General features: G+C 37.5%; 33 protein-coding genes and 1 other annotated feature (1 of these 34 only partly in view). Of the genes, 22 read left to right on the forward strand and 11 right to left on the reverse strand.

The annotated features are described in order from the left end of the window. Positions 1-27 (forward strand) — a binding site (T-box leader); it begins 182 nt to the left of the window's first position. A gap of 64 nt (positions 28-91) precedes the next feature. The 8 genes from alaS to greA all read left to right on the forward strand — a co-directional run bounded on the left by alaS (position 92) and on the right by greA (position 7,145). Next, positions 92-2,728 (forward strand): alanine--tRNA ligase, encoded by a 2,637-nt coding sequence (alaS, locus tag BM121_RS08400; RefSeq protein ID WP_091483196.1) that lies wholly within the window; start codon positions 92-94, stop codon positions 2,726-2,728. A gap of 74 nt (positions 2,729-2,802) precedes the next feature. After that, the gene (locus tag BM121_RS08405) at positions 2,803-3,069 is read left to right on the forward strand and encodes an IreB family regulatory phosphoprotein (protein WP_091483197.1); all 267 of its coding nucleotides are present in this window, start codon (positions 2,803-2,805) and stop codon (positions 3,067-3,069) included. Then, positions 3,066-3,485, forward strand: a complete 420-nt coding sequence (gene ruvX / locus BM121_RS08410; protein ID WP_091483198.1) for a Holliday junction resolvase RuvX — start codon at positions 3,066-3,068, stop codon at positions 3,483-3,485. The genes BM121_RS08405 and ruvX overlap by 4 nt, the downstream gene beginning before the upstream one ends. A gap of 13 nt (positions 3,486-3,498) precedes the next feature. Then, a complete protein-coding gene (locus BM121_RS08415; RefSeq protein ID WP_091483199.1) occupies positions 3,499-3,783 on the forward strand; it encodes a DUF1292 domain-containing protein in 285 nt (94 codons plus the stop codon). Positions 3,784-3,953: 170 nt separating this feature from the next. After that, on the forward strand, positions 3,954-5,102 hold the full coding sequence (gene mltG / locus BM121_RS08420) for an endolytic transglycosylase MltG (RefSeq protein WP_091483200.1): 1,149 nt from the start codon (positions 3,954-3,956) through the stop codon (positions 5,100-5,102). Between the two features lie 57 nt (positions 5,103-5,159). Next, complete coding sequence (locus BM121_RS08425; RefSeq protein ID WP_091483201.1) at positions 5,160-5,798, forward strand: O-methyltransferase; 639 nt, start codon at positions 5,160-5,162, stop codon at positions 5,796-5,798. Between the two features lie 17 nt (positions 5,799-5,815). Further along, positions 5,816-6,445: a uridine kinase gene (gene udk / locus BM121_RS08430; RefSeq protein WP_091483202.1), complete on the forward strand. Its 630-nt coding sequence runs from the start codon at positions 5,816-5,818 to the stop codon at positions 6,443-6,445. Positions 6,446-6,668: 223 nt separating this feature from the next. Then, positions 6,669-7,145, forward strand: a complete 477-nt coding sequence (greA, locus tag BM121_RS08435; protein WP_091483203.1) for a transcription elongation factor GreA — start codon at positions 6,669-6,671, stop codon at positions 7,143-7,145. A gap of 146 nt (positions 7,146-7,291) precedes the next feature. Here greA and BM121_RS08440 read toward each other — a convergent pair whose 3' ends face one another. Beyond that, on the reverse strand, positions 7,292-7,519 hold the full coding sequence (locus BM121_RS08440) for a KTSC domain-containing protein (RefSeq protein WP_091483204.1): 228 nt from the start codon (positions 7,517-7,519) through the stop codon (positions 7,292-7,294). Positions 7,520-7,687: 168 nt separating this feature from the next. Here BM121_RS08440 and BM121_RS08445 point away from each other — a divergent pair, with 168 nt between their 5' ends. Both BM121_RS08445 and mtnN read left to right on the forward strand, forming a co-directional pair. Then, positions 7,688-8,449, forward strand: a complete 762-nt coding sequence (locus tag BM121_RS08445; RefSeq protein WP_091483205.1) for a YrrS family protein — start codon at positions 7,688-7,690, stop codon at positions 8,447-8,449. Next, on the forward strand, positions 8,449-9,147 hold the full coding sequence (gene mtnN / locus BM121_RS08450) for a 5'-methylthioadenosine/S-adenosylhomocysteine nucleosidase (RefSeq protein WP_245780778.1): 699 nt from the start codon (positions 8,449-8,451) through the stop codon (positions 9,145-9,147). The genes BM121_RS08445 and mtnN overlap by 1 nt, the downstream gene beginning before the upstream one ends. 26 nt (positions 9,148-9,173) lie before the next feature. Here the strand turns inward: mtnN and sigK are convergent, their stop codons facing one another. The 8 genes from sigK to sda form a co-directional block, all read right to left on the reverse strand. Beyond that, positions 9,174-9,872, reverse strand: coding sequence for an RNA polymerase sporulation sigma factor SigK (gene sigK / locus BM121_RS08455; protein WP_091483207.1), 699 nt, complete (start codon positions 9,870-9,872; stop codon positions 9,174-9,176). 292 nt (positions 9,873-10,164) lie between these two features. Then, positions 10,165-10,533 carry a monovalent cation/H(+) antiporter subunit G gene (gene mnhG, locus BM121_RS08460; protein WP_091483208.1) on the reverse strand — a complete coding sequence of 123 codons (369 nt, stop codon included), beginning with the start codon at positions 10,531-10,533 and terminating at the stop codon, positions 10,165-10,167. Further along, positions 10,514-10,804, reverse strand: a complete 291-nt coding sequence (locus BM121_RS08465) for a Na(+)/H(+) antiporter subunit F1 (RefSeq protein WP_091483209.1) — start codon at positions 10,802-10,804, stop codon at positions 10,514-10,516. The genes mnhG and BM121_RS08465 overlap by 20 nt, the downstream gene beginning before the upstream one ends. Next, positions 10,801-11,277, reverse strand: coding sequence for a Na+/H+ antiporter subunit E (locus BM121_RS08470; RefSeq protein ID WP_091483210.1), 477 nt, complete (start codon positions 11,275-11,277; stop codon positions 10,801-10,803). Before BM121_RS08470 ends, BM121_RS08465 begins: the two co-directional genes overlap by 4 nt. Before the next feature lie 5 nt (positions 11,278-11,282). Beyond that, positions 11,283-12,764 carry a Na+/H+ antiporter subunit D gene (locus BM121_RS08475; RefSeq protein WP_175495394.1) on the reverse strand — a complete coding sequence of 494 codons (1,482 nt, stop codon included), beginning with the start codon at positions 12,762-12,764 and terminating at the stop codon, positions 11,283-11,285. Further along, positions 12,760-13,098, reverse strand: coding sequence for a Na(+)/H(+) antiporter subunit C (locus BM121_RS08480; protein ID WP_091483212.1), 339 nt, complete (start codon positions 13,096-13,098; stop codon positions 12,760-12,762). Before BM121_RS08480 ends, BM121_RS08475 begins: the two co-directional genes overlap by 5 nt. Continuing rightward, positions 13,099-15,435, reverse strand: coding sequence for a Na+/H+ antiporter subunit A (locus BM121_RS08485; RefSeq protein ID WP_091483213.1), 2,337 nt, complete (start codon positions 15,433-15,435; stop codon positions 13,099-13,101). Positions 15,436-15,684: 249 nt separating this feature from the next. Continuing rightward, entirely contained in the window at positions 15,685-15,825 is a 141-nt protein-coding gene (sda, locus tag BM121_RS08490; RefSeq protein WP_091483214.1) for a sporulation histidine kinase inhibitor Sda, read from the reverse strand. Positions 15,826-16,196: 371 nt separating this feature from the next. Between sda and BM121_RS08495 the strand changes: the two genes are divergently transcribed. From BM121_RS08495 to BM121_RS22425, 12 genes are all read left to right on the forward strand, one after another. Beyond that, complete coding sequence (locus BM121_RS08495) at positions 16,197-16,715, forward strand: YqeG family HAD IIIA-type phosphatase (RefSeq protein WP_091483568.1); 519 nt, start codon at positions 16,197-16,199, stop codon at positions 16,713-16,715. Then, complete coding sequence (gene yqeH / locus BM121_RS08500) at positions 16,715-17,812, forward strand: ribosome biogenesis GTPase YqeH (protein ID WP_091483215.1); 1,098 nt, start codon at positions 16,715-16,717, stop codon at positions 17,810-17,812. Before BM121_RS08495 ends, yqeH begins: the two co-directional genes overlap by 1 nt. Positions 17,813-17,830: 18 nt before the next feature. Beyond that, positions 17,831-18,670: a shikimate dehydrogenase gene (aroE, locus tag BM121_RS08505; RefSeq protein ID WP_091483216.1), complete on the forward strand. Its 840-nt coding sequence runs from the start codon at positions 17,831-17,833 to the stop codon at positions 18,668-18,670. Between the two features lies 1 nt (position 18,671). Then, positions 18,672-18,965, forward strand: a complete 294-nt coding sequence (gene yhbY, locus BM121_RS08510; RefSeq protein WP_091483217.1) for a ribosome assembly RNA-binding protein YhbY — start codon at positions 18,672-18,674, stop codon at positions 18,963-18,965. Between the two features lie 5 nt (positions 18,966-18,970). Beyond that, entirely contained in the window at positions 18,971-19,543 is a 573-nt protein-coding gene (locus BM121_RS08515; protein WP_425432217.1) for a nicotinate-nucleotide adenylyltransferase, read from the forward strand. A gap of 44 nt (positions 19,544-19,587) precedes the next feature. After that, entirely contained in the window at positions 19,588-20,157 is a 570-nt protein-coding gene (gene yqeK / locus BM121_RS08520; protein ID WP_091483219.1) for a bis(5'-nucleosyl)-tetraphosphatase (symmetrical) YqeK, read from the forward strand. Beyond that, positions 20,150-20,494: a ribosome silencing factor gene (gene rsfS / locus BM121_RS08525; protein WP_091483220.1), complete on the forward strand. Its 345-nt coding sequence runs from the start codon at positions 20,150-20,152 to the stop codon at positions 20,492-20,494. The genes yqeK and rsfS overlap by 8 nt, the downstream gene beginning before the upstream one ends. 1 nt (position 20,495) lies before the next feature. Beyond that, the gene (locus BM121_RS08530) at positions 20,496-21,221 is read left to right on the forward strand and encodes a class I SAM-dependent DNA methyltransferase (RefSeq protein WP_091483221.1); all 726 of its coding nucleotides are present in this window, start codon (positions 20,496-20,498) and stop codon (positions 21,219-21,221) included. Positions 21,222-21,438: 217 nt separating this feature from the next. Next, positions 21,439-22,095 (forward strand): type 1 glutamine amidotransferase domain-containing protein, encoded by a 657-nt coding sequence (locus tag BM121_RS08535; RefSeq protein WP_091483222.1) that lies wholly within the window; start codon positions 21,439-21,441, stop codon positions 22,093-22,095. A gap of 118 nt (positions 22,096-22,213) precedes the next feature. Beyond that, positions 22,214-22,858 carry a hypothetical protein gene (locus BM121_RS22415; RefSeq protein WP_245780769.1) on the forward strand — a complete coding sequence of 215 codons (645 nt, stop codon included), beginning with the start codon at positions 22,214-22,216 and terminating at the stop codon, positions 22,856-22,858. Beyond that, entirely contained in the window at positions 22,842-23,687 is an 846-nt protein-coding gene (locus BM121_RS22420) for a hypothetical protein (RefSeq protein WP_245780770.1), read from the forward strand. The genes BM121_RS22415 and BM121_RS22420 overlap by 17 nt, the downstream gene beginning before the upstream one ends. 42 nt (positions 23,688-23,729) lie before the next feature. Beyond that, complete coding sequence (locus BM121_RS22425; protein WP_245780771.1) at positions 23,730-23,882, forward strand: alpha-L-rhamnosidase C-terminal domain-containing protein; 153 nt, start codon at positions 23,730-23,732, stop codon at positions 23,880-23,882. Between the two features lie 68 nt (positions 23,883-23,950). Here the strand turns inward: BM121_RS22425 and BM121_RS08545 are convergent, their stop codons facing one another. Next, a complete protein-coding gene (locus BM121_RS08545) occupies positions 23,951-24,388 on the reverse strand; it encodes a cell wall hydrolase (RefSeq protein ID WP_091483223.1) in 438 nt (145 codons plus the stop codon). 236 nt (positions 24,389-24,624) lie between these two features. Further along, a complete protein-coding gene (locus BM121_RS08550) occupies positions 24,625-25,758 on the reverse strand; it encodes a zinc-dependent alcohol dehydrogenase (RefSeq protein WP_091483224.1) in 1,134 nt (377 codons plus the stop codon). Between the last annotated feature and the right edge of the window lie 67 nt (positions 25,759-25,825).

The following is a 25,825-nucleotide window of genomic DNA, read 5'->3' on the forward strand; positions in this document are numbered from 1 at the left end:
ACCGCGGATATAACTCTCGTCCCTGCTGAATCAAGCAGAGATGAGAGTTTTTTTATTTTTAATACATATAAATTCACGGAGGCGATTTATTATGAAGAATTTAACATCTGCTCAAGTGCGACAAATGTTTTTAGACTTTTTTAAAGAAAATGGCCATGGTGTGGAACCGAGCGCATCATTAGTACCAAAAGATGATCCGACATTATTGTGGATCAACAGTGGTGTCGCGACATTGAAAAAATATTTTGATGGTCGTGTAGTACCAGAGAATCCCCGCATTACCAATGCACAAAAATCAATACGTACTAATGACATCACGAATGTTGGGTATACCGCAAGACACCATACTTTTTTTGAAATGTTAGGTAACTTCTCGATTGGCGACTATTTCAAGGAAGAAGCAATCGATTTTGCGTGGGGATTTTTAACTGGTGACAAATGGATTGGCTTTGATCCAGAGAAATTATCGGTTACCGTACACCCGGAAGATGAAGAAGCATATATTCTATGGCGTGATAAAATCGGTTTGCCGGAAGAGCGCATTATTCGGCTAGAAGAAAACTTCTGGGATATCGGGGAAGGGCCAAGCGGACCCAATACCGAAATTTTCTATGACCGTGGCGAAGCTTATGGTAATGATCCGAATGATCCGGAACTGTATCCTGGCGGTGAAAACGAACGCTATTTGGAGATCTGGAACCTAGTGTTCTCTCAATTCAACCATAATCCTGATGATACGTATACGCCATTACCGAAGAAAAACATTGATACTGGTATGGGTCTAGAGCGTCTTGTTAGCGTGATCCAGGATACAAGAACCAATTTTGAAACGGATTTATTTTTACCTATTATTAAAGAAACAGAAAATTTTGCTAATATCAAATATAATGCAAAAGAAGAAACAGACGTGTCCTTCAAGGTGATTGCCGATCATATCCGTACAGTGACTTTTGCGGTTAGTGATGGCGCCTTACCATCAAATGAAGGTCGTGGCTATGTATTACGCCGTCTCTTACGTCGTGCTGTACGCTATGCCAAGCATATTGGTATCGATAAACCATTTATGTATCAGCTTGTTCCTACAGTTGGTACGATCATGGAAGCTTTCTATCCAGAAGTGAAAGGTAAAACAGACTTTATTCAAAATGTGATTAAAACGGAAGAAGCACGTTTCCATGAAACATTACAGGAAGGTCTGCAAATTTTAAATACGATTATCGAACAAGAAAAAACAAAAGGAAAGAAAGTATTCCCGGGTGAGGAAGTATTCCGTCTCTATGACACGTACGGATTTCCAAAAGAATTAACGGAAGAGTATGTTGATGAAGCTGGCTTTACAATTGATGAAACAGGTTTTGAAACAGAAATGACCAAGCAACGTGACAGAGCACGTAATGCCCGTCAAAAAGTCGATTCGATGCAAATTCAAGATGGTGTATTAAACGAAATCAACACAGAAAGTTCGTTTGTAGGGTATGATTATTTACAGGCCGAAACAACTGTCTTGGAAATGGTTGCTGATAAAGAACGTGTAGAAGCTATTACAGCTGGGAATGAAGCATATATTATACTTGCTGAAACACCTTTTTATGCGGAAAGCGGTGGGCAGATTGCTGATAAAGGAACAATTTCTTTTGAAGATGGTCATGCTGAAGTACAAGATGTTCAGAAAGCACCAAATGGACAAAATCTTCACCGTATTCTGATCCAAGAAGGTACGTTATCGAAGGGGCAAGCCATTCAAGCAAAAGTAGACCAAACGTCACGTCAGTACATTATTAAAAACCATACGGCAACACACCTCTTACATCAAGCATTAAAGGATGTGTTAGGAGAACACGTTAACCAGGCTGGTTCATTAGTCGCAAGTGAGCGTTTACGTTTTGACTTCTCCCATTTTGGAGCAGTAACGGAACAGGAAATTACGCAAATAGAACAACAAGTGAACGAAAAAATTTGGGCTTCCATACAAGTGATCATTAGTAATAAAGGAATACAAGAAGCAAAAGAAATGGGTGCCATGGCCTTATTTGGCGAGAAATATGGTGACATCGTTCGTGTGGTTAAAATCGGAGACTATAGCATAGAATTGTGTGGAGGTTGCCACGTTCAAAACTCAGCTGAAATAGGTTTATTTAAAATAGTTTCAGAGTCAGGAGTTGGTGCCGGTACACGAAGAATCGAAGCTGTAACAGCAAAAAGTGCTTATCAATTTGTCAATGGAAAACACCAATTGTTACAAACAACAGCTAATCAATTAAAAACAAAAGAAGACCAAGTACCTGAACGTTTAGAACATCTATTTAAAGATATGAAAGAACAGCAGCGTCAAATCGAATCATTACGTGCTAAACTTTCCCAGTTAGAGGCATCTTCGATCTTAGATGACGCCCAAGAAGTAAACGGAGTAAAAGTACTTGCGAAAAAAGTAGACGTCTCAGACATGAACCAATTACGTCAAATGGTAGACGAAATGAAACAAAAATTAGAATCAGGTATTATTTTGCTTGCAGCAGTCAATAATGACAAGGTACAGTTAGCAGCAGGAGTTACCAAAGATTTAGTAACTAAAGGATACCATGCTGGTAGTCTGATTAAAGAAACAGCTCAGATTTGTGGCGGTGGCGGTGGTGGCCGTCCAGATATGGCACAAGCTGGTGGTAAAGATGCGACTAAATTATCAGAAGCACTTGCCTATGTAGAAAAATATGCGCAAGAGGTACAATAATTTTGGTAATTTTTATTAATAGAAGGTATAATAGATAGATACAAATCGTTGTAATATTATTTGGGGGTGCTTCCATGGATGGAATGGACAAGACAATGAAATTTGATTTTTCTGAAGAGCCCATTGAGCAAAATGTGGAAGAAGTATTGTTGTTGGTGCATAATGCGCTCGAAGAAAAAGGTTATCATCCGATCAATCAAATTGTTGGATACTTATTATCAGGTGACCCGGCTTATATTCCACGACATAAGGATGCACGAAATTTAATCAGGAGAATTGAGCGTGATGAAATTATTGAAGAGTTAGTAAAGTATTACATTAGCGCCAATCATAAGAAATGACAAAAGTATTAGGATTGGATGTAGGATCAAAGACAATAGGTGTTGCGGTCAGTGATGCATTAGGATGGACTGCGCAAGGCTTAACAACTATTCATTGGCAGGAACCAGATTATAAATCATTGGAAGATACGTTTAAACAATTGATTGATGAACATACTATAGAAAAAGTCGTTGTTGGCTTACCTAAAAATATGAATGGCTCAATCGGCTTTAGAGGTGAAGCTTCTCAAGATTTTGCGAAGTTTATAGAAGATACTTTTTCGAAAGAGGTTATTCTTTGGGATGAACGACTCACTACGATGGCTGCTGAGAAAGTGTTATTAGAAGCGGATATGAGTCGGTCTAAGCGAAAGAAAGTGATCGACAAGATGGCTGCCGTCATGATTTTGCAAGGTTATTTGGATAGTCAACAATGAAGGAGGATTACAAATGGCACTAGAAGAAAAAGAACGCATTATTATTCCCGATGAAAATGGAGAAGAACATTTATTTGAAGTCCTGTTCACATTTGATGTCGATCAAACACAAGAATCTTATGTAGCAGTGGTACCAGCGGAACAGAAAGAAGACGAAGAAGTCGAAGTGTTCGCTTTCCGTTATGAAGAAAAAGAAAACGACGACGATCTAGCTTTATACCACATCGAATCAGATGATGAATGGGACATGGTCGAAGAAGTACTAAACACGGTAGCAGACAACGACCTAACAGAATAAAAAAGAACAAAACTGACTGGGGGAACCTCAGTCAGTTTTCCATTACGCAGCAAAACATAATCATAATAGTTGATCTGATTTTTTTGCGAAATTGGTAACACATCTTTCCCTTATGTTTCCCTTTTTCAAGATTTGTAGTATAATATATCGGGTGAAAGGGGGAAACCTTAATGAGTAATGAAAAAGAAGAGAAAAACAAAACTTCAAAAAAGAAACTTACATATAAAGAAATTTCTCAAGAACGTGCAAAAGAAGCTAGTTTTGCACGGAAAATTATCGTAATTGTACTTATTGTTCTAACAGCAATTATCATATTAGGCGGTTTTAATGCCTATCAATATGTACAAAAAGGTTTATCACCAGTTGACCCGGACAGTGAAGAAACAGTAGAACTCACAATACCATTAGGATCTTCTAGCTCAGACATTGCTAGTATACTGGAAGATGAAGGCATTATTGCAAATAGTTTGGTATATCGTTTTTACGTTAAATTCAATAATGCTTCCGATTTTCAAGCAGGGGAATACACTTTATCACCGTCCATGACATTAGCAGATATAACTGCAGAGTTGGAAACAGGTGCGCTTCGACAGCAAGCTCAATTACGTGTTACGGTACCCGAAGGTAAAAGTATCGAAGAAATTGCATCGATCTATCAAGAACATGCAGGCATCGACAGTGAAGAATTTTTAGAAAAAATGTCAGATCAATCGTATGTAGAAGAATTGATTGACCAATATCCAAACATCTTATCAGAGGAGATCTTAGCGGAAGATATTATTTATCCGTTAGAAGGGTATTTATTCCCGGCAACATACGAATTTTATACGGATGAGCCGACTCTAGATGAAATAATTACACAAATGTTAAATAAAACTAACGATGTCGCTGCCGCATATTATGACCAAATAGAAGCATTGGATTTCTCGGTCCATGAAGTGATTACTCTTGCTTCATTAGTAGAGGAAGAGGCGCCATCGGAAGAAGACAGAAGAGAAATTGCAAGAGTGTTTTATAATCGTTTGGACGAGGGAATGAAGTTACAAACAGACCCAACTGTCATTTATGCTCATGGTGAACATATATCAAGTTTAACGTATGATCATTATGAAATAGATTCACCATATAATACGTATCAAGTACAAGGATTACCAGTTGGTCCGATTGCAAACTTTGGGGAAAGTTCTTTAGCTTCAATACTTGAACCAGATGAAAATAACTACTTATATTTCTTAGCTGATTCAGATGGGAATGTACATTATTCAACTACATATGAAGAACATCAAAACCTAGAAGATCAATATATTCATAACGAGTAGTGAAAGCAGGGAGTAGCTGACCCTGCTTTTGCCCTGTTTTAGAAGGGAATGACAAAAATGAACCAGACAGATATTATCAAATATCTGGATACGATAACTCCAAAACAAGCTGATTGGATTCAACAATTAGAGGAAGAAGCGGAACAAAATCATGTTCCTATAATGGATAAACAAGGTATTGCTTTATTACAACAATTAATTCGTCTCTATCAGCCAACCAAAATACTTGAAATTGGTACTGCAATCGGGTATTCTGCTTTAAGAATGTTAGAAGCAAAACCTAATGTTCAAGTAGTCTCGATTGAAAGAAACCAGGAGATGTATGATCGGGCGATGAAAAATATTCAGGATCAGAACCAAGAGGAACATATTGATGTCATTTTTGGGGATGCTTTAGAGGTAGATGAAAAGATTACAGAAAAAGGACCATATCAAATGATTTTTATTGATGCGGCAAAAGGGCAATATCGTCACTTTTTCGAAAGATATGGGCAAACACTAACTGAAAAAGGCATGATTGTGACAGACAATGTCCTTTTTAGAGGATTGGTCGTAAATCCGGAAGACGCGCCCAAAAGGTTACGAAAACTTGCGAATAAAATTGATCAGTATAATCAATGGTTATTGCAACATTCGTCCTATCATACCACTATCTTACCTGTTGGTGATGGTGTGGCAGTCAGTGTGAAAAAGTAAAAGTAGAGGTGCACAACATGAGTAAGAAAAAACCAGTAATAATCGGAGTTGCAGGTGGATCGGGGTCAGGTAAAACATCCGTAACAAAAGCTATTCAAAATCGTTTTGCAGATCAATCTGTCCTTGTTATTGAGCAAGATTTTTATTACAGAGATCAGTCAGATATTCCGATGGAAGAGAGACTGCAAACAAACTATGACCATCCATTAGCTTTTGATAATGATCTGCTAATGGAACATATTAAAGAGTTAGCCAAACAACAACCAGTGGAAAAACCGGTATACGATTATACAATGCATACCAGATCCACTGATGTTATTCCAATTGAACCAAAAGATGTTATTATTATTGAAGGTATTTTAATCTTGGATGATCCAAGACTAATCGAGTTAATGGATATTAAAGTTTTTGTTGATACAGATGCCGATTTACGTATTATTCGTCGCTTGTTACGGGATATTAATGAACGGGGTCGTTCCATTGATTCTGTCATCAACCAATACATCCAAACAGTACGACCTGCTCATTTGCAATTTATTGAGCCCACTAAAAGATATGCAGATGTCATTATTCCTGAAGGTGGGCAAAACGTTGTTGCCATTGATTTATTAGCTACAAAAATTGAGAAAATATTAGAACTTGATTGATGCAGTATGTACGGTTATTTAATCCCTCCGTGCACCTGCTAAAATACTGCAAATAAAACTATTGAAAAAAATGAAAAAATTTGAGATAGTAGTGATTAGTAAATAAAAGCATTTACATAATGATAAATGCTATGAAAAAGTGTTATTTTGAATCAGGTATCATACAATGTAAATGATATTTGCTTAGCTGGTTCATAGCAGTAGATTGAAGGAGTGTAGGATTATGCCAGAAGGAAAATCGTTTTACATGACAGAAGATGGTTTGAAAAAATTAGAAGAAGAATTGGAATATTTAAAGACAGGTAGAAGACAAGAAGTTGTCGAACGTATTAAGATTGCCAGAGATTTCGGTGATTTATCCGAGAACTCAGAGTATGATGCGGCAAAGGATGAACAAGCATTTGTTGAAGCACGAATTGTACAAGTAGAAAATATGATACGAAATGCGGTCATTATTAAAGACGAAGACGTAAGTCCTGATGTTGTATCATTAGGAAGAACCGTTACATTTCAAGAGTTACCTGACGGTGAAGAAGAAAGCTATACCATTGTAGGTAGTGCAGAAGCAGATCCTTTTGAAGGGAAAATTTCCAATGATTCTCCTATTGCGAAAAGCTTATTAGGTCGTTCTATTGGAGAAGCAGTAGTTGTACCAACTCCAGCTGGTGATATGAACGTAAAAATAATTAGTGTGCAGTAAGTATAGTAATAAAAATGGATGTCTTTTTAAAGAGACATCCATTTTTTCATTAATCAGGAATACTTACGAATTTTAGTTAGTTTACCGCATCATGGCTTTATCAAGCTGCTAATTGCTCGCAAAACCCATACTAATGGAAATCTTATTTATAATTTAGAAGAAATTAATAATGGTTTAAGTTCTTTTTCAATGAAATATTCTTTATTCTTTGCGAGTATAAATTTAAAGACAAGCTCTTCAGTAACAGAACAAAATTGTAGCGTTGTGTCATCGAGAAAATGAATAAATAAGACCTGATTTTCTTTATCATAGCTAATCGATTCAAAAGTGGTTATTTGCCATAAACTGCGATCAAACGTAGTTGTTCTCAACATAGCACACGCTCCTTACATTTTCTTTCAATTATTATATTCCATATCTATGGACAAACTCCTGCAAGTATGACAAAAAAAGAAAAAAATCGATCGAATTTCCTAAAAATAGGGCTTGTCGTGGTGAAAGAAATTATTTTTTAGTATAATGACGATTAGGAGGGTGGAATAATGGCGGATGAATTTGGAAGAATTACGAGAAAAGACAGATTTGAGAAGAAAAGAACAAACACTAAAGCTATTACATGGTTAAGTATCGTAGGTGGAATCTTAGTCGTTCTCATCATTGCACTTATTGTTTTTGGTGGAAATGATCAAAACACACCGGTAGCGACTGATGGCCAAGAAAAAAATAATGATACAGAAGAGAACGAGGATGAGAACACAGATGGAAATGGATTAAATGAAAATCCGGAGAAACAGTCCGAAGATTCTAGTGAAACGACATCAGAAGATGAGTCGGATCAGGAAGAACCACAAGTGGACGAAGAAACTGAGGAAGATGAGAACGAGCAAAACGATGAAGATATGCAGCTTAACGAGGTAGAGTCAGAGGATGAAAATGTAATTAATGCATATGAAGGTAATTGGGAGCCAATTGGTACTCAACAAGAGGGGACTCACACCACAACATTTGAAGAAGAATCGATTGACTGGCAGGAAATGATGAAAGCAGTAGAAGTAGCTACAGAGGTTCCGGTAGAGGAGCAGGTTACCTGGTGGTTTGGCCGAGCTGGAGATCAGAGAGCGGAAGCAACTGTTTCACCTAAATCTAATCAGAATGAAACTTACCGAGTGACAATGAAATGGGTGGAAGAACAAGGATGGCAGCCACTCTTAGTGGAGGAATTAATCGAAAATAAATACAATGACAACTCGAGTGACAATGAAGAAAATGATGAAGAGGCAGCAAGTTCAGAACAGGAGGAATAATCATGATCGGTATTATCGGAGCAATGGACGAAGAAGTAGAGCTACTTAAAGAGAAAATGGACATAACAGAAACAGAAAGAATCGCTAATAGTGATCTCTTTGTAGGTAAATTAGAAGGCAAAGAGGTAGTATTATTAAAATCCGGTATTGGAAAAGTTAATGCTGCTATCGCCACAACTATTCTATTGGAAAGATATCAACCTGGTTTTGTGATTAACACTGGTTCAGCTGGTGGTTTTCACAATGATTTAGAAGTAGGGGATATTGTAATATCAACAGAAGTAGTACACAATGATGTAGATGTAACAGCATTTGACTATGATTATGGTCAAGTCCCAGGGTTACCTCCAACATTTCAAGCTGATCCGATTCTAATCGAAAAGGCCATGCTAGCAGCAAAACAATTAGATGGTATTGAAGCTATGAAAGGTCTGATCAGTACAGGAGACTCTTTTATGCAAGAGGAAGCAAAAGTTCAATTTATTCGAGAAAAATTTCCTGAGATGATTGCTGCCGAAATGGAAGCAGCAGCTATTGCACAGGTATGCTATCAGTACTCCAGACCATTTGTCATTATACGTGCATTATCAGATATTGCTGGAAAAGATTCCTCCGTATCATTTGATGCCTTTTTGCAAAAAGCAGCAGCTAATGCTGCAAATTTAATTATGGATGTTGTAAGAAATACGAATAAATAAGCTAAATAGCTGTCGAGGTTCGACAGCTATTTTAGTTCATTACGGTAATACTCATGGAAAACCTTCATTAAAGCTCTTTTTTCAATACGTGAAACATAACTGCGCGAGATACTTAGCTTTTTGGCAATTTCTCGTTGTGTTAATTCATCGGTCTTCCCCAAACCAAAACGGTCAATGATCACTTCTTTTTCCCGTTTATCTAATACACGTAAGTATTTTTGAATCTTTTTTAATTCCATATGCAATTGAATTGCTTCAGTGATATCTTCGTTCTCTGCTTCTAAAATATCAATTAGACTTATCTCATTTCCTTCTTTGTCCTGACCAATTGGGTCTTGTAATGATACATCTTTTTTTGTCTTTTTCATTGCTCTTAAATGCATGAGAATTTCGTTTTCTATACATCTTGCGGCATATGTGGCTAATTTAGTCCCTTTACCACTGGAGAAGCTCTCTATGCCCTTTATAAGGCCGATGGTGCCAATCGAAATTAAGTCTTCAGCATCTTCCCCGGTATTTTCAAATTTCTTTACAATGTGTGCTACTAGTCTTAAGTTGTGTTCAATTAGTTTGTTGCGTGCATTTTCATCGCCTTCTTGCATTTTCTGAATCATTTCTGCTTCTTCATTTGCGGGGAGTGGTTGCGGAAAGGTGTTATTTTTGACATAGGCAACGAAAAATAAAGCTTCTTTAATAATCGCTAAAATCCCGAACAATATTGACAATATGACACCTCCTAGACAGTAGGTATTCGCCCATACTTCATCATATGCCGAACGTTTGTCCATTGTGTCATATGGTCAAGCTATAAATTCAACTGAATTCAGTGTACTTTTTTTTTGTGATTTATCACGAATATGTTCTAAAGACAATTTCAAAGTTGATAATAAATGCAAAGAATAAGCAGCACCCAGCTCCAGTGCACAAAAAACATAAACTATGAAGTAACTCTTTTATGATTTACTTTCTGACCCTCTAAATAAAAAGCCTTGTGATCTAAGGATCACAAGGCTTATATTATTCATCTTTAAAAGAATCAGCATATTCGTCTTTTGTTTTGCCATCGTGTGACCAGGGAATTACACCAGTTGAGTGTGCTGCACGCCCAATCATATGAGCAGAAACAGGAGCGGTTAGTAACATAAATATAATCCCTAAGATTAATTTACCACTGACAATCCCGTGCTCGGTATATAAAAATATAAATGAACCAATCATAATACCGGCAATCCCTAATGTTGCTGCTTTAGTAGAAGCATGTAGGCGGGTGTACACATCTGGGAAGCGAATGACACCAATGGAGGCCGATATCACGAAAAATGTTCCAATCACAAGAAATAGGATGACAATAATGTCCATAATGAAATCAATCGTCGTCCCTGTCAATGATAACACCCCTTTCTAAATATTTGGCTAATGCAATCGTACCAATGAATAATAAGATGCCGATTAATAATATAACATCATTTAATCGAGTAGTGACAAGCATAATTGCAACTAGACCAGCCATACCCATTAAGTTAATCCCTATAGCGTCCAATGCTACAGCTCTATCAGGGTTAGTCGGTCCTTTGACAACCCGATATAAAAGTAAGGAAATCGATATGGTGATGACAATCATACAAACGATTGTTACCAGTTCGATGATATCATTCATCTTGTCACCTCCATGATCGCTTTTTCGAATGTTGTTTTAATTGCCTCGATCGCTATTTCATTATTATCAATATCCATCGCATGAATATAGATTACATCATTATTATTAGAAACAGCCACCGATAATGTCCCAGGAGTCAATGAGATCAAAGATGTTAACATCGTAATTTCCCAGTTGCTTTTTAATTCAGTTGGTAAAGCAAAAATGCCGGGTTTATAATCTTTATGAGGCTTATATACCCACCTTACAATGTCTATATTGGATATTAATAGTTCTTTTATAAAGAGAAGCACTAGCTTGATCATTTTCCAGACGCGTTGCAGGTAAAACGCATCTGGTATAAATCTTCTTAACATAAACAACAATAATGCCCCAATAATATATCCGGTCAGGAATTTGTCAAAGGTATATGACTCACCCAAAAACATCCACATGATCGCAATAACTAAATTTAAGATAATTTGAAGAGACATAAGATTTACTCCTTTAATATGGATTCAATATAGTTTTCTGGATTCATCAAGTAGTCCCCGATTGATTCAATACTTGGGTAGAACCATTCTGCGCCAACACCTAGTAATACCGAGAAAAAGAGCAGAAATGCTACGGGCAGGATAAATCCTCTCGCCGCTTTTCTATCAGGAATAATTGATTCGTCTTTCTCTCCCCAAAAGCCGCGAATAAAGATTCGCAATACAGAGAGTAAAATCAATAGACTTGATCCAAGACCAATAATCGCAATGACAATTCTGTCAGCTTCGATTGCACCTTGTAATAAAACAAGTTTCCCGATAAACCCGCTAAATGGAGGGATTCCCGCTAGTACAAATGCGGAAATAAAGAACATCCAGCCAAGCAGTGGGTAATGATGGATCAACCCGCGCATTTTTCTTAAATCACTGGTGCCAACTAGGTATGTAATGGCACCAACTAATAAAAATAACGCTGCTTTGATGATCATATCATGAACTAAATAATATACCGTCCCACTAAATCCTGTACTGTTATATACACCGATGCCAAGAAGCATAAACCCGACTGCAGGGATGATGTTATAAGCAACAACGAGTTTAATATTATTAGTAGATAATGCCCCAATTGAACCGAAAATCAAAGTGAGTGCCGCAATCCAAATAAAGAGCTCATGTGTTACATCGCGCTCATATACAAAAATTAATGAGAACACACGTAAGAGGGAATAAATCCCGACTTTTGTTAATAGGGCACCGAACAGGGCAGAAATTACCGGATTCGGTGCAATATATGGTTTTGGTAACCAATAATAAAGCGGGAAGAGAGCGGCCTTTGTACCAAATACAAAGAAGAATAATATTCCAATCGTAGTCAGAATACCGGTCTGTTCTGCTTCTCCAACACGCTCAGCAATTTGGGCCATATTAACAGTTCCAACAACCGAATATAAGAAAGCAATCGTTGTAACAAAGAGCATCGAAGAAAATAAATTGATCAGCACGTATTTCATCGATTCCCGTAATTGAACTTTTTCCCCACCTAATACAATCAATCCGTAAGAAGCCATTAATAACACTTCAAAGAACACGAATAAGTTGAATAAGTCACCTGTAATAAATGCACCGGATACACCCGTAATCAGTAAAAAGTAGAATGTGTAGAAATAGAATTCTTCCTGCTTTATACTAAGCGATTTTGGAGCATAAAAGATACAGGCAAGTGCAACAATATTAGTGGTTAATACAAGGGTCATAGATAACATGTCTGCGACTAAGACAATCCCAAAGGGTGCCATCCAATCCCCTGCCTGTAGCACTACTGACCCATTTTGATGTACATAAAATAAAATGTATGTGACTACTCCCGTATTGATCAATGTAAGTACTTGCGAGTATACACGAACTATTTTCAATTTTTTATGAAAAAGTATGGCAAGTACACCAGCGATCAACGGTATGACAATTGGTAATACTGCTAAGTTACTAATCATTTTCGTTACCCCTTAATTTCTCCATATTGTCTGTCCCATTCTCTTTAGATGCTCTGTATGCTAGCACTAATAGAAGACTTGTTACACCGAAACTGATAACGATGGAAGTCAGAATCAGTGCTTGTGGTAATGGATCTGTATAATTTTTAATATTTTCCTCAAGTATAGGGGGAGCGCCGGTTTTTAATTCCCCCATTGTTAATATAAACAAGTGTGCACCATGTGATATCAGTGCGGTTCCAATAATTATTCGTAGCATTTGTTTCTGTAACAAGTTGTAAATACCAGTTGTAAACAATACGCCTGCAAGAATTGACATGATTATTTCCATCTATTCTGCCTCCTTCTTGTTGCGCAATTTAATCAATCCATAAATAGCCAACGCAGCAATAGCTAGTACGACAATTTCAAATAAAGTATCAATACCACGCATATCGACTAAGATAACATTGACGATGTTATGTCCGCCCCCAAGTTTATAAGATGTTTCCACGAAATAATCGGAAATCTTAGCAAAAAGTTTTGTACTATGTGCAGAAATTGCTACTACTGTCATTAATGTACCAAAAGCTACAGAGATAATAATGTTGACTAATTTTTGTGATGCTTTTTCTGTTCGCTCACGTAAATTTGGTAAGTGATAGAAACATAACAAGAACAACGCAACAGTAATCGTTTCTACAACTAATTGTGTTAAAGCAAGGTCTGGGGCACGATATACAACAAATAATAATGCCAAACCATACCCAACAACACCCAGAATCAGAATCGCTGCAATTTTGTTTCTCGTAAAGACCGTGCAAATAGCCGCAGCTGCCATCGTTAATGCAATTAAAACTTCTTGTATCGTTATTTCATCAACCTTAGGATTTTCGAAGGCAAACCCATCAGTAATCCATAACACGCCGAAGCTACACACTAAAATTGCGACTAGAATCAAGGCCATATATAGACGTAGTGAGCCAGTCATATACACATTGGTAATTTTAGCAGATGCCTTTTCAGACTGATCTACTAAAAAGTCATAGACTTTGTTAAAGCTTAATTTTCCTGGGATGAAGCTGTAAATGCCATTCCAATATTTTCTCGTAAAAGCAAGTATTGCTCCGACACTGACCACAATTAAAGACATGTAAAGAGGTAGCTCCCAGCCATGCCAGAATTGAACATGCTTTGCTTCCATAGATTGACCATAAATCGCTTCTGCAGTATGAGCCAGAAATGAACTATTCACTAGGTTAGGGAAAAGACCAATAAGGACGACCCCTAATACCAAAATAATAGGTGAAATGAGCATGCCAATAGGTGCTTCATGTGGTTTAATCTTAAGCTGATCCAATTTCTGTTTACCCATGAATGTACCAAACACAAGATACATCGAATAAACAAATGTAAAAATACTTCCGAATACAGCTAAATACGGAATTGCCTGTGCTAACACATTGGCAAAAGCAATAGATGATTCATTTAATTCTAGTGTTGCATCAAAGAACATTTCTTTACTGTAAAAACCGTTTAAGAATGGTAACGGTAGACCTGCCATGGAAAATGTCCCAAAGAATGCTAAGGTTGCCGAAATTGGCATTAATGTAACCAAACCACCTAATCGGCGAATATCACGAGTACCTGTTTCATGATCGACAATACCTGCAATCATAAACAAGCTACCTTTAAATGTTGCGTGGTTTAAAATATGGAATACAGCAGCATATATCGCTGCACTTGTACCAAATCCAAGCATCGACATAATCATCCCTAATTGACTGATCGTTGAAAATGCCAGAATTCCTTTTAAATCAGTTTGTCGCACTGCCATGTAAGAACCCCATACTAGTGTTAGAATTCCGATTCCGCTGACAAATACGAAAAACCAATCACTTCCTGAAAAGATAGGTGTAAATCTGGCAACAAGGAAGATCCCCGCCTTAACCATTGTAGCAGAGTGTAAATATGCACTTACAGGAGTAGGTGCTTCCATTGCATCAGGTAACCAGATGTGAAAAGGAAATTGCGCTGACTTCGTAAAAGCTCCTAATAAAACAAGAGTCAAAATTAATCCAAAGTATTCACTTGAAAGTATCACATCAGCCTGACTAATCATTGCTTGAATACTTGTCGTTTCGGTTATAATGGATAACAGGATAAATCCACCAAGCATACTTAGACCACCGAAAACGGTAATAAGCATAGACTTCAAGGCACCGTAACGAGATCCTTCTTTATAATTCCAATAACCGATTAATAGGAATGATGAAATAGAAGTGAGTTCCCAGAATGAATAGAGAACAAATACGTTATCAGAAAGGACAACTCCAAACATGGCTGTCATAAAAAGTAGGAGATATACGTAAAATTGATCCAATCTTTCTGAAGTGTGTAAATAAAAGATGGAATAAAATGTTACTAATGTCCCAATCCCACTAATCAATAAGACGAATAATAAACTTAGCCCATCTAAATAAAAATCTAATCCGATATTCAGAGATGGTATCCAGTCGTAAGATTGACTAACGGGTGAAAAATCATTCCCAACGTGTGGAATGAAATAAATAAATACTGCTAATGGAGCTAACAAGACAAAATAGCCAGTATGTATTTTTTCCTTCCATTTGCTAAAGAATGGGATGAAAATCGCCAGTAAGACTGGCAAAAATACAGCAAATAACATCTAATGATGATCCCCCTTATGTAAATTTATAAGTATGTATGTTAATTTTAACGGTATCCTATTATATTCTAATCTAAAAATATCAAAGAATACAAGAGAGGAGTTCTTTTCTTCCTTGTTTATAAAATAATTTTGACGAGAATTATCCTATTTATATTACTAAGCATAAAAAATTTTTTTCTGTTAAAGTGTAAATGAAATAAAAAACACTTAGTCGGATATACCGGCTAAGTGTGAATCCATTGCTATTTAATTCGGGAAGAATAGATAGTCCATTAAGGAACGTCGTCTCATCTCTTCTTCCATTAACTGTATAAATTCATAACTAAGTCTAAGTTCTGTAGCTTTTTTGTAGGATTCAATTAGCAATTCATCCGATAAGTTTTCCAAGGCTAGTCCCTCCAATAGATAGGATGTCTGCTACATGTTATAGTTAATGTAGCATGAAATAAGAAAACGAACAACTGTTAACTTATCTACAACAGCCTGTTTATAAGTTGTGTATAAGAAGCGTATAAGTCTTTTGAAACTTGATAGGACAAGTGTGGATAATGTGAATAAAGTTATCCACAAGATAAACTTTTGTAAAAATTTGTCGGACGATTTTACGAATACAATACAATTCACCTATTATTTTAGGACATTTTGTCACAATATATGATATAATTTCGATTTTGTAGGAGATATCTTTGAACAAAATTAGAAAATTGTTTATGATAGGGAAAGATATGTATATAGACGGAATTGTAGAGGTGGATGTATTGCTGAAAAATTTTTTGCCAAATGAACATGTGCAACGTGTTTTAGATATAACCCCGGCGAAACTTCGTGAGATGGGGATTAAAGGTGTGATCACTGATTTAGATAATACATTAGTAGCATGGAATGTTAAAGACGCTACACCTGAAGTAGTCGAATGGTTTAAAGAGATGAAAGCAAACGATATAAAAGTAACGATTATTTCAAACAATGATGAAGAGCGGGTCAGTGTTTTTTCAGAGCCGTTAGAAGCGCCTTTTGTGTATAGCGCAAGAAAACCGCTGATACGCGCCTTTAAGCGGACTGCTAAACAGATGGGATTAAATAAAGAGGAGATTGTCGTAATTGGTGATCAGCTTCTTACTGATGTTTTAGGTGGAAATTTTGCAGGTTTTCATACGATATTAGTTGTACCGATTGTCGAAACGGATGGTAAGATAACAAGATTAAATCGGATGATTGAAAGGCGAATTTTAAACTGGATGCGTAGAAAAGGCATGATCACATGGGAGGAAAAATAATGGACAAGATTTTTTGTGACGGTTGTGGAGTCGAAATACAAACGGAAGATAAAAACAAATCAGGATTTGTACCAAAAAGCGCATTGGAAAATGAACATATCATTTGTCAACGTTGCTTCCGTTTGAAGCATTATAATGAAGTACAAGATGTGGAATATACTGATGATGATTACTTAAGAATGATTAACCAGATAAGTGGTACAGAAAGTCTGGTCGTTAAAATTGTTGATATATTCGATTTTGATGGAAGTTTTATTTCAGGACTACAGCGGCTGACAGGTAATAATCCGATTATTCTTATCGGCAACAAAGTAGACCTTTTACCAAAATCGACAAATAAAAGCAAATTAATTCAATGGATGAAAAAAACAGCGAGCGATTATGGCTTAAAAGTGCAGGAAGTATTTCTAGTTTCAGCAGCGAATGGACAAGGGTTCGACATGGCAGAAAAGGAAATTGAAACGAGAAGAAATAGAAAAGATGTCTATGTCGTAGGTTGCACCAATGTTGGTAAATCAACTTTTATTAACCAATTGATCAATCGATCCAGTGGGGTTAAAGATGCAATTACAACCTCGTACTTTCCAGGTACTACATTAGGCTTTATTCAAATTCCTTTGGACGAGAAATCCTACATGTACGATACACCTGGTGTCGTAAATCGCAAACAACTTGTTCATTATGTCACGGATAAAGACTTGAAATTGATTACACCGAAAAAAGAAATTAAGCCTAGGGTCTATCAACTTCAGGACAAGCAGACACTCTTTTTTGGTGGTTTTGCCCGGTTTGATTTTGAAAAAGGACTTAAACAATCATTTGTGTGTTATTTCTCAAATCAATTGATGATACATCGCACGAAACTGGACCAGGCAGACGAGTTTTATGAAAAGCATGTGGGTGATTTATTGCAGCCGCCAAGTCCTGAGACTCTTGAACAGCTGCCACCTTTAGTGCAACAAACGGTGAAAATCCCTGGAGAAAAAACAGATATCGTTATACCTGGACTTGGTTGGGTTACCTCGGACGGTGGAATAACAATTTCGATTCATGTACCGAAAGGTGTACAGATTTCACTACGACCTGCTTTAATATAAGACGGAAGGGGAAAAATAATGATGTATAAACTTGGATTGATCGGTCATCCAATTGGTCATTCATTATCACCATGGATTCATCAACAATTTTTGGATTTGGCTGAGCTAGATGGGGAATATAAATTATATGAAGGGGACCGTTATGCACTACCAGGAGTTCTGAAACATCTAAAAGAAATCGGAATTGATGGATTTAATGTGACGGTTCCATATAAACAGGTGATAGTCGATTATCTGGATGAAATCGATAGTGATGCAGAGATTCTTAGTGCAGTTAATACAGTCGTTAATATTGATGGAAAGTGGAAAGGCTACAGTACTGATGGGGAAGGATATGTGCGCTCATTAATAGAGCCATACCCAAACCTTTTAAATAGGGAGACATCTGTGTTAGTATTAGGTGCTGGCGGAGCGGCACGTGGTATTTACCGCGCATTAATAGGGCAAGGTGTAGATACGATTGATATAGCTAATCGCTCCCAAGATAAAGCGAAAGACCTTTTGTCATTACGACTCGGAGAAGTAAAATCGAGAGTGCTCAGCTATCAACAAGCAGAGGAGCACCTTGCGGAATATGACTTAATTGTTCAAACAACATCTGTCGGAATGAAACCGAATGTAGAGGATCAAGTTATCCAACTTGATAATATAAGGAATGATGCGGTAGTAAGTGATATCGTCTATCAGCCGATCATGACACAATTGTTGCGTGATGCAAGTAAGCGTGGTGCCAACATTCATCACGGACACGCAATGTTGTTGTATCAGGGACAATTAGCATTTGAAAAGTGGACAGGAAAAAATCTTGCTGTCGCACATTTAGTTGATAAATTGGAAAATAAATTAAGAGGTGAATAATTTGAAACTAACCGGAAAACAGAAGCGCTTTTTACGCGCAAAAGCAAACCATTTAAGCCCGATCTTTCAGGTAGGCAAAGATGGTGTCAATGACAACATGATTAAACAAATAAGTGAAGCATTGGAAAAACGTGAATTAATCAAAATCTCAGTTTTGCAAAACTGTATGGAAGATAAAGATGATGTAGCAGAAGCGATTGCAGAAGGTTCCGAGGCTTTTATCGTACAAATCATTGGAAATACAATCGTCTTATATAAAGAATCGGAAGAAAATAAAAACATAACTTTACCGTAAAAGAGGTGGGAAGTTTGAAACGAATCGGATTGTTTGGAGGTACATTTGACCCGCCTCATTACGGACATTTGCTAATGGCAGAGCAGGCCTATCAGCAATTAGCACTAGATGAGGTCTGGTTCATTCCGTCTTATCAACCACCTCATAAAGCAGAGGCCAAAACAACAGCAAAAGATCGCGTCGAAATGACGAAAGCTGCTGTCTATGGACACCCTGCTTTCCATGTCCAAACGATGGAAGTGGAACGGGAAGGGAAATCCTATACGTTAAATACGATTCGCACATTGCAAGAACAATACCCTACCTATCAATTTTATTTTATAATCGGTGGTGACATGGTCGAATATTTACCAAAGTGGCACCGAATTGAAGAATTGATGGAATTAATTACTTTTGTTGGTGTTGATCGTCCAGGCTCTTCGACGAATACTCCTTATCCTGTAGAAAAGATAGAAATGCCATTAATAGCCATTTCATCGACCATGATTCGAAGACGTCTCAGTGAAGGGCAATCCATCCGATATTTAACGACACCAGAAATCATTGCAATTATTAATAAATACGATTTATATTCATAAAATGTATTAATCCTTTTTCTAACAAAAAGGGAGAGTGAAAAAAAATGGAACGAAAAGAAGCACTTAAGCTAGTGGAAAAACAACTTACAAAAAAAAGGTACGAGCACACTGTACGAGTAATGGAAACGGCATTGGCATTAGCTAAGCATTATAAGGTCAACGAAAAAAAAATAGAACTCGCCGCTATTTTTCATGACTATGCCAAGTATCGTCATCCGGAGGAAATGAAACGATGGATTATCGAAGAAAAATTGCCACATGACCTCTTGGATTATCATCAGGAATTGTGGCACGGTCCAGTTGGATCCAAGATGATTGAACGGGAAGTTGGTATGCGTGATCCGGAAATACAAAGTGCGATTTATTGGCATACTACAGGTAAACGGTATATGTCAATGATGGACAAAGTGATTTTTATTGCTGATTATATTGAACCGGGGCGCGATTTTCCTGGAGTCGATGAAGTGAGATCAATTGTCTATGAAGATATGGAGCAAGCATGCTGGATGGCAGCTCGTAATACGATTAGCTTTTTGATGAGTAAAAACCAACCGATTTATCCAGATACATTTCAATTATATAATGAAAATATAGGGAGGAACATGAATGGATAGTAATCAATTAGTCGACTTAGTAGCAAAAGCGTGTGATGACAAGCGAGCAGAGGATATCGTCTTATTAGACATGCAGAATGTTTCATTAATTGCTGATTATTTTCTAGTCTGTGAGGGGACCAACGAGCGTCAAGTCCAAGCAATCGCACGTGAAGTGAAAGATATTGCAGAGGCACAAAATATTGATGTGAAACGGATGGAAGGTTTCGATCAGGCAAGATGGGTATTAGTCGACCTGGGGTATCTTGTTTGTCACGTTTTTCATCGCGATGAACGTGGATATTATAACATAGAAAAATTATGGGGAGATGCTCCTCAGCTAGAAGTGAAATTATAAAATGGCTTATTCCAAATTAGCATATATTTATGATGTATTGATGGACGATGCACCATACGATGAGTGGCAGTCATTCGTCGAAAATTTTTGTAGGCAAGTCAAAATGCTCGATCTCGGCTGTGGGACCGGCAGACTTAGCCATCAATTTGCCGAAGCAGGCTTTTCGGTAACGGGTGTCGACCTTTCTGAAGATATGCTCGCATTTGCCCAAGCTAATACATTTGGCGTCCAATATATTCAACAAGATATCCGCGAATTGGAAGGATTAAGCAGTTTTGATGTTGTGGTAAGTTTGTGTGATGTAATCAACTATATTACAACGGAAGACGAACTCAAAAGAGTATTTACTAACGTCTGGAACTGTCTTTCCGATGAGGGTCTATTTATATTCGATATCCATAGTCTCCGTCACTTTGAAGAAAATATGGTCGGTGAAACTTTCGCCGAGATTTACGATGATATTTCTTATCTATGGTTCTGTGAGGCTGGTGAAACAAAAGGAAGTGTCGAACACGATCTCACCTTTTTCCTTTTGGATGAAGAAACGGATCAATACGAGCGCTTCGATGAGCAACATAGCCAGCGAACTTTTGCTGTTGAAACATACATGGAGCTTCTTCGAAAAGCAGGATTTCAAAACGTGACCGTTCATGGTGATTTTTCCACCGAAAAATCTGATGAACCTGAAGAACATCAAAGAATATTTTTTGTTTGCAGAAAGGGATAAGTCTTAAATGGCTTATCTCTTTTTTAGTGAAGCTCTAGAAAAGGCTGGAATCCCATGTCAACTATTCTCATCGTACGACACTAAAACTAAACAACGGGAAGATCCCAAAAAAGGTATTTGTAATATAGTTCAATCATTTGACGTTAGCTCCCTTTATCCGTTATTTTTGCAATGTGCATGAAGACATGCTGAGTACCTTTTAAGGAGGAATTGGAAAATGTCAAAACGTGTCTTAATGGTAGTTACTAACCACACGACAATTACAGACGATCATAAAACAGGCCTATGGTTGGAAGAGTTTGCTGTTCCATACTTAGTATTTAAGGAAAAAGGCTATGATGTCACAGTAACAAGTATAGAAGGTGGAGAGGTAGCGTTAGACCCAAACAGTATAGAAGATAAGCCAGAATGGAAAGAAGCAGAGGCTGAATTAAAATCAACTAAGAAATTAACAAAAGAACATGCCAATAATAGCGATGCGGTATTCCTACCTGGTGGTCACGGCACGATGTTCGACTTTCCAGATAATGAAACATTGCAATATATTTTACAACAATTTGCTGAGGACGATTGTGTAATTGGATCAGTTTGTCATGGTCCGGCAGGAATTGTGAATGTCACTTATAAAGACGGTACTCCATTAGTGAAGGGCAAGAAGGTGACAGCATTTACCGATAGTGAAGAAATGGAAATGCAATTAGATCAACATATGCCTTTCTTATTAGAAAGTAAAATCCGTGAAAAAGGAGCGGATTTCCAAAAGGATGAAAACTGGTCAGACTTTTCAATTCGTGATGGAAAATTAGTTACGGGTCAAAACCCTCAATCAAGTCGTAGCACAGCTGAAAAAGTAGTGGAAGCATTGAAAGCATAAATCTAAAAAGGGGGGACAAGATAATTATCTTGTCCCCCCTTTAAATCTGAATAATTGTCTTTCCCAACTGCTTCTGATAATCCTTTTATAAACGTTATCAAAAGGAGGGTTTGCCAACGTGCAGTCGATGTCACTGGGTAAGAAGGATCCCCGTATTCGGGAATATGTCACACCAAATAAGATTATATGGACAACATCAGATGCCTCATTTGAAAACGAGGAGTTATTATTGCAAGACAGAGAATCACAGGTACTAATTACTCCTGACGAACCAGTCATCATAAGAAATGATGGGACTAGAATATTATTGGATTTCGGAACTGAACTCCATGGTGGAATCCAATTAGCAATTTGGAATTGTGTTAAAAAAGGTGAGCTGGTTAAACAAGCAAAGGTTCGGGTTCGATTTGGTGAATCTGTAATGGAAGCAATGAGTGATATTGGAGGAGCGACAAATGCAACCAATGATCATGCAATAAGAGACCAAATAGTAGATGTCAGCTTTTTAGGAATGAACGAAATTGGGAATACCGGTTTTCGTTTTGTCCGTCTTGATTTATTAGAAGAAGATTGCTGGATTCAAGTCAATACGATCAAGGCGATCTTCTATCATTGTGATTTACCTGTAAAAGGATCATTCCATTCCAGTGATCCATTATTGAATCAAATATGGGATACTGGTGCATACACCGTTTACCTTAATATGCAGGAATATATCTGGGATGGGATAAAACGAGACCGCATGCATGGTATGGATTGGTGATATGCATCCAGAAGTCGCTACCATCCAGGCAGCATTTGGCCAGACAGGAATTGTCCCACAGAGTCTTGACTTTGTGAGGGATCGAACACCACTACCAGATTGGATGAATACATTTCCCAGTTATTCTGCATGGTGGATGATCATTCAACACGATTGGTATATGTATACCAGTGATAAAACTTATTTAACAGAGCAAAAAGATTATCTGGTTACCTTGCTTGATCTAATGGGATCACATATTAACGACGATGGAACAAACACAATGCCTAATCCATTCCTGGACTGGCCAACTGCTCATAATGAAAAAGGAGTAAACGCAGGCGTTCATGCGTTGTTTGTACTTGCTATTGAAAAAGCGACACATTTAATTGAGATATTAGGTGAAACAACAGCTGCCGAACGTGGCAGGTCCTATTTAGCGAGTTTAGCTAACTACCAACCAGATCATGGTAATAGTAAGCAAGCAGCAGCGCTTTTGGCTTTGAGTGGGAAAGAGCAAGCAGAGCAAATCAATCAAGATCTATTATCACAAGGTGGCGCAAAAGGGGTTTCTACCTTCTACGGTTATTATATTCTTCAAGCGAAAGCAGAGGCAAAAGATTTTACAGAAGCACTCGATTTAATCAGAGAATACTGGGGTGGAATGTTACAGCTAGGTGCCAGCACTTTTTGGGAAGATTTTAATATTGAATGGTTGAAAAATGCTGCAAGGATCGATCAACTAACACCAGAAGGCAAAGTCGACGTACATGGCGACCATTGTTATGTTGGTTACCGTCACAGTCTTTGTCATGGTTGGGCATCTGGTCCAACAGCATGGCTCTCATAGCATATTTTAGGTATCAAGATTAAAGAACCAGGCTGTAAAGTGATGGAAATAAAACCTTCATTAGGAGACCTTGAGTGGGTGGAAGGTTCATTTCCGACACCTTATGGCAATCTGAAAGTTAAACATTATAAACAAAAAGACGGGTCGATTGAAACATCATATGAGGCACCAGATGAAATAGAAATCATAATTTAAAAAATCGAGCTCTTTCCTCGGGGAAGAGCTCGATTTCATGGAGTTTTAGAATAGCCTGTTATTGTTCACTATCTATAAGCCCCTGCGCATGTATTAGCCTGTGGTTCATAATAACAATGTTGTTTATATTGCCCTGTAAGTGGCTGCCCGTACCATGTAGGTGGACATTCACCATACGGATTAAAATACCAAAGAGCATATTTGGAAGGGTGTTGTCTCCAATATTTTATTGTTTGTTCCGCTAATCTTTTCTCTGCATTTCTCGCTCTTTGATAAAAAACATTACCTTTCTGTACTGCTTCAAAAGAATAATTTCCTCCCTGTACTTGATAAATCACGTTCGGTATGGTCCTTAAACCTTGAAAATCTAAACAATCAGCTTTTACTCGATTTACAATAACATTACCAACCATAAGCATCCCTAATCGCCCTTCACCCTCGGCTTCTGCTCGCATCATCCTAGCCATTAAATCAATGTCACTGTTTGTATATTTTACTCTTGCCACTTTTTATCACCTCTAACAGAATTGTATGAAAAAAGTCTGCAAAAGTGCTTTGAAATAAACAATATAGTTAGTGAAGAGTATAGAAGAAAAGGTACAAAGCCTATTGTAAATAAGGATAATGAACGCATCTACTTGACTAGTTAAGTGTCTATTTTCTGATTTCGAACTGACAAGATGAACTAACCAACCATAACGCAAGAATCCAGCTCTTTCCGTAAAGGAAGAGCTGGATTTCATTATGGATTTAAGACAACTTTTATACAGTTATCTTGCTTTTGATTAAAGATTTCATATCCGTGTGCTGCATTATTTAATGGTAGGTTGTGTGTAATCATGGTTTTTGGATCAATCTCACCATTCACAATTTGCTGATATATGGGCTCCATCAAGGTTCTTGCATGGGCCTGTCCCATTTTCAGTTGAACATTCCTTGAGAAAAATGCTCCTAAAGGGAAGAGATTATAATTGCCCCCATAGACCCCGGTAATTTGATAGGTTCCGCATTTCTTCACAGCTTTCGTTGCGATTTGAATCGGGCCAATAGTACCACCTTGGAGCTTCAATTTTTGCTCGACAAACTCTAAAGGAGATTTTTTACCATCCATACCAACACAATCAATTACAACATCAGCGCCACCCTTTGTTATTTCTTTCAATGTCTCACCCATATCATCATATTCGGTAAAATTATATACTTCTGTGTGATGATGTTTTTTGGCATGTTCTAATCGATAGGTGATATAATCGACGGCAATCACCCGTTCTGCCCCTTTTTGCCAGGCGAATTGCTGTGTCATCAATCCGACCGGACCGCATCCGAGGACAATGACGGTATCACCAGCTTTTACTCCAGCATTCTCTACACTCCAACGGGCTGTTGGCAGTACATCTGATAAAAATAAAAGAGAGGAGTCATCTAATTCACAATCTTCTGGAACCAAGAACGGTGTGTAATTACCATAGGGCACTCTTAAATATTCAGCTTGTCCACCTGGATAATTACCAAACTTTTCAGAGTAACCTAAATATCCCCCTGAATCATAGTGCGGATTAGCGTTGTCACATTGACTTTCATGGTGAGATTCACAATAAGGACATTTTCCACAGGCAACGGTAAAAGGTATAACAACCCGATCTCCTTTTTTGACTTTTGTTACGTTAGCCCCTATTTCTTCGACAATTCCCATCGGCTCATGACCAATCTGGTAACCGATAGGAAGAGGGAAGTTTCCTTGATATAAGTGTAAATCTGAACCACAAATTGCTGTTGATGTAATTCGGATAATGACATCTTCTGAATCCTGTATTTTCGGAAAAGAAACTTTTTTCACCGCAACAGAATATTTTCCTTGATATGTAACAGCCTTCATTCATTTCGCCTCCGAGGTTTACTATTTTTCTTTTAGGGTGCCAAAATTGATTGAAGTTATACAGGCC

The sequence above is a fragment of the Gracilibacillus orientalis genome, from assembly GCF_900114645.1.
Classification (GTDB): domain Bacteria; phylum Bacillota; class Bacilli; order Bacillales; family Amphibacillaceae; genus Gracilibacillus; species Gracilibacillus orientalis.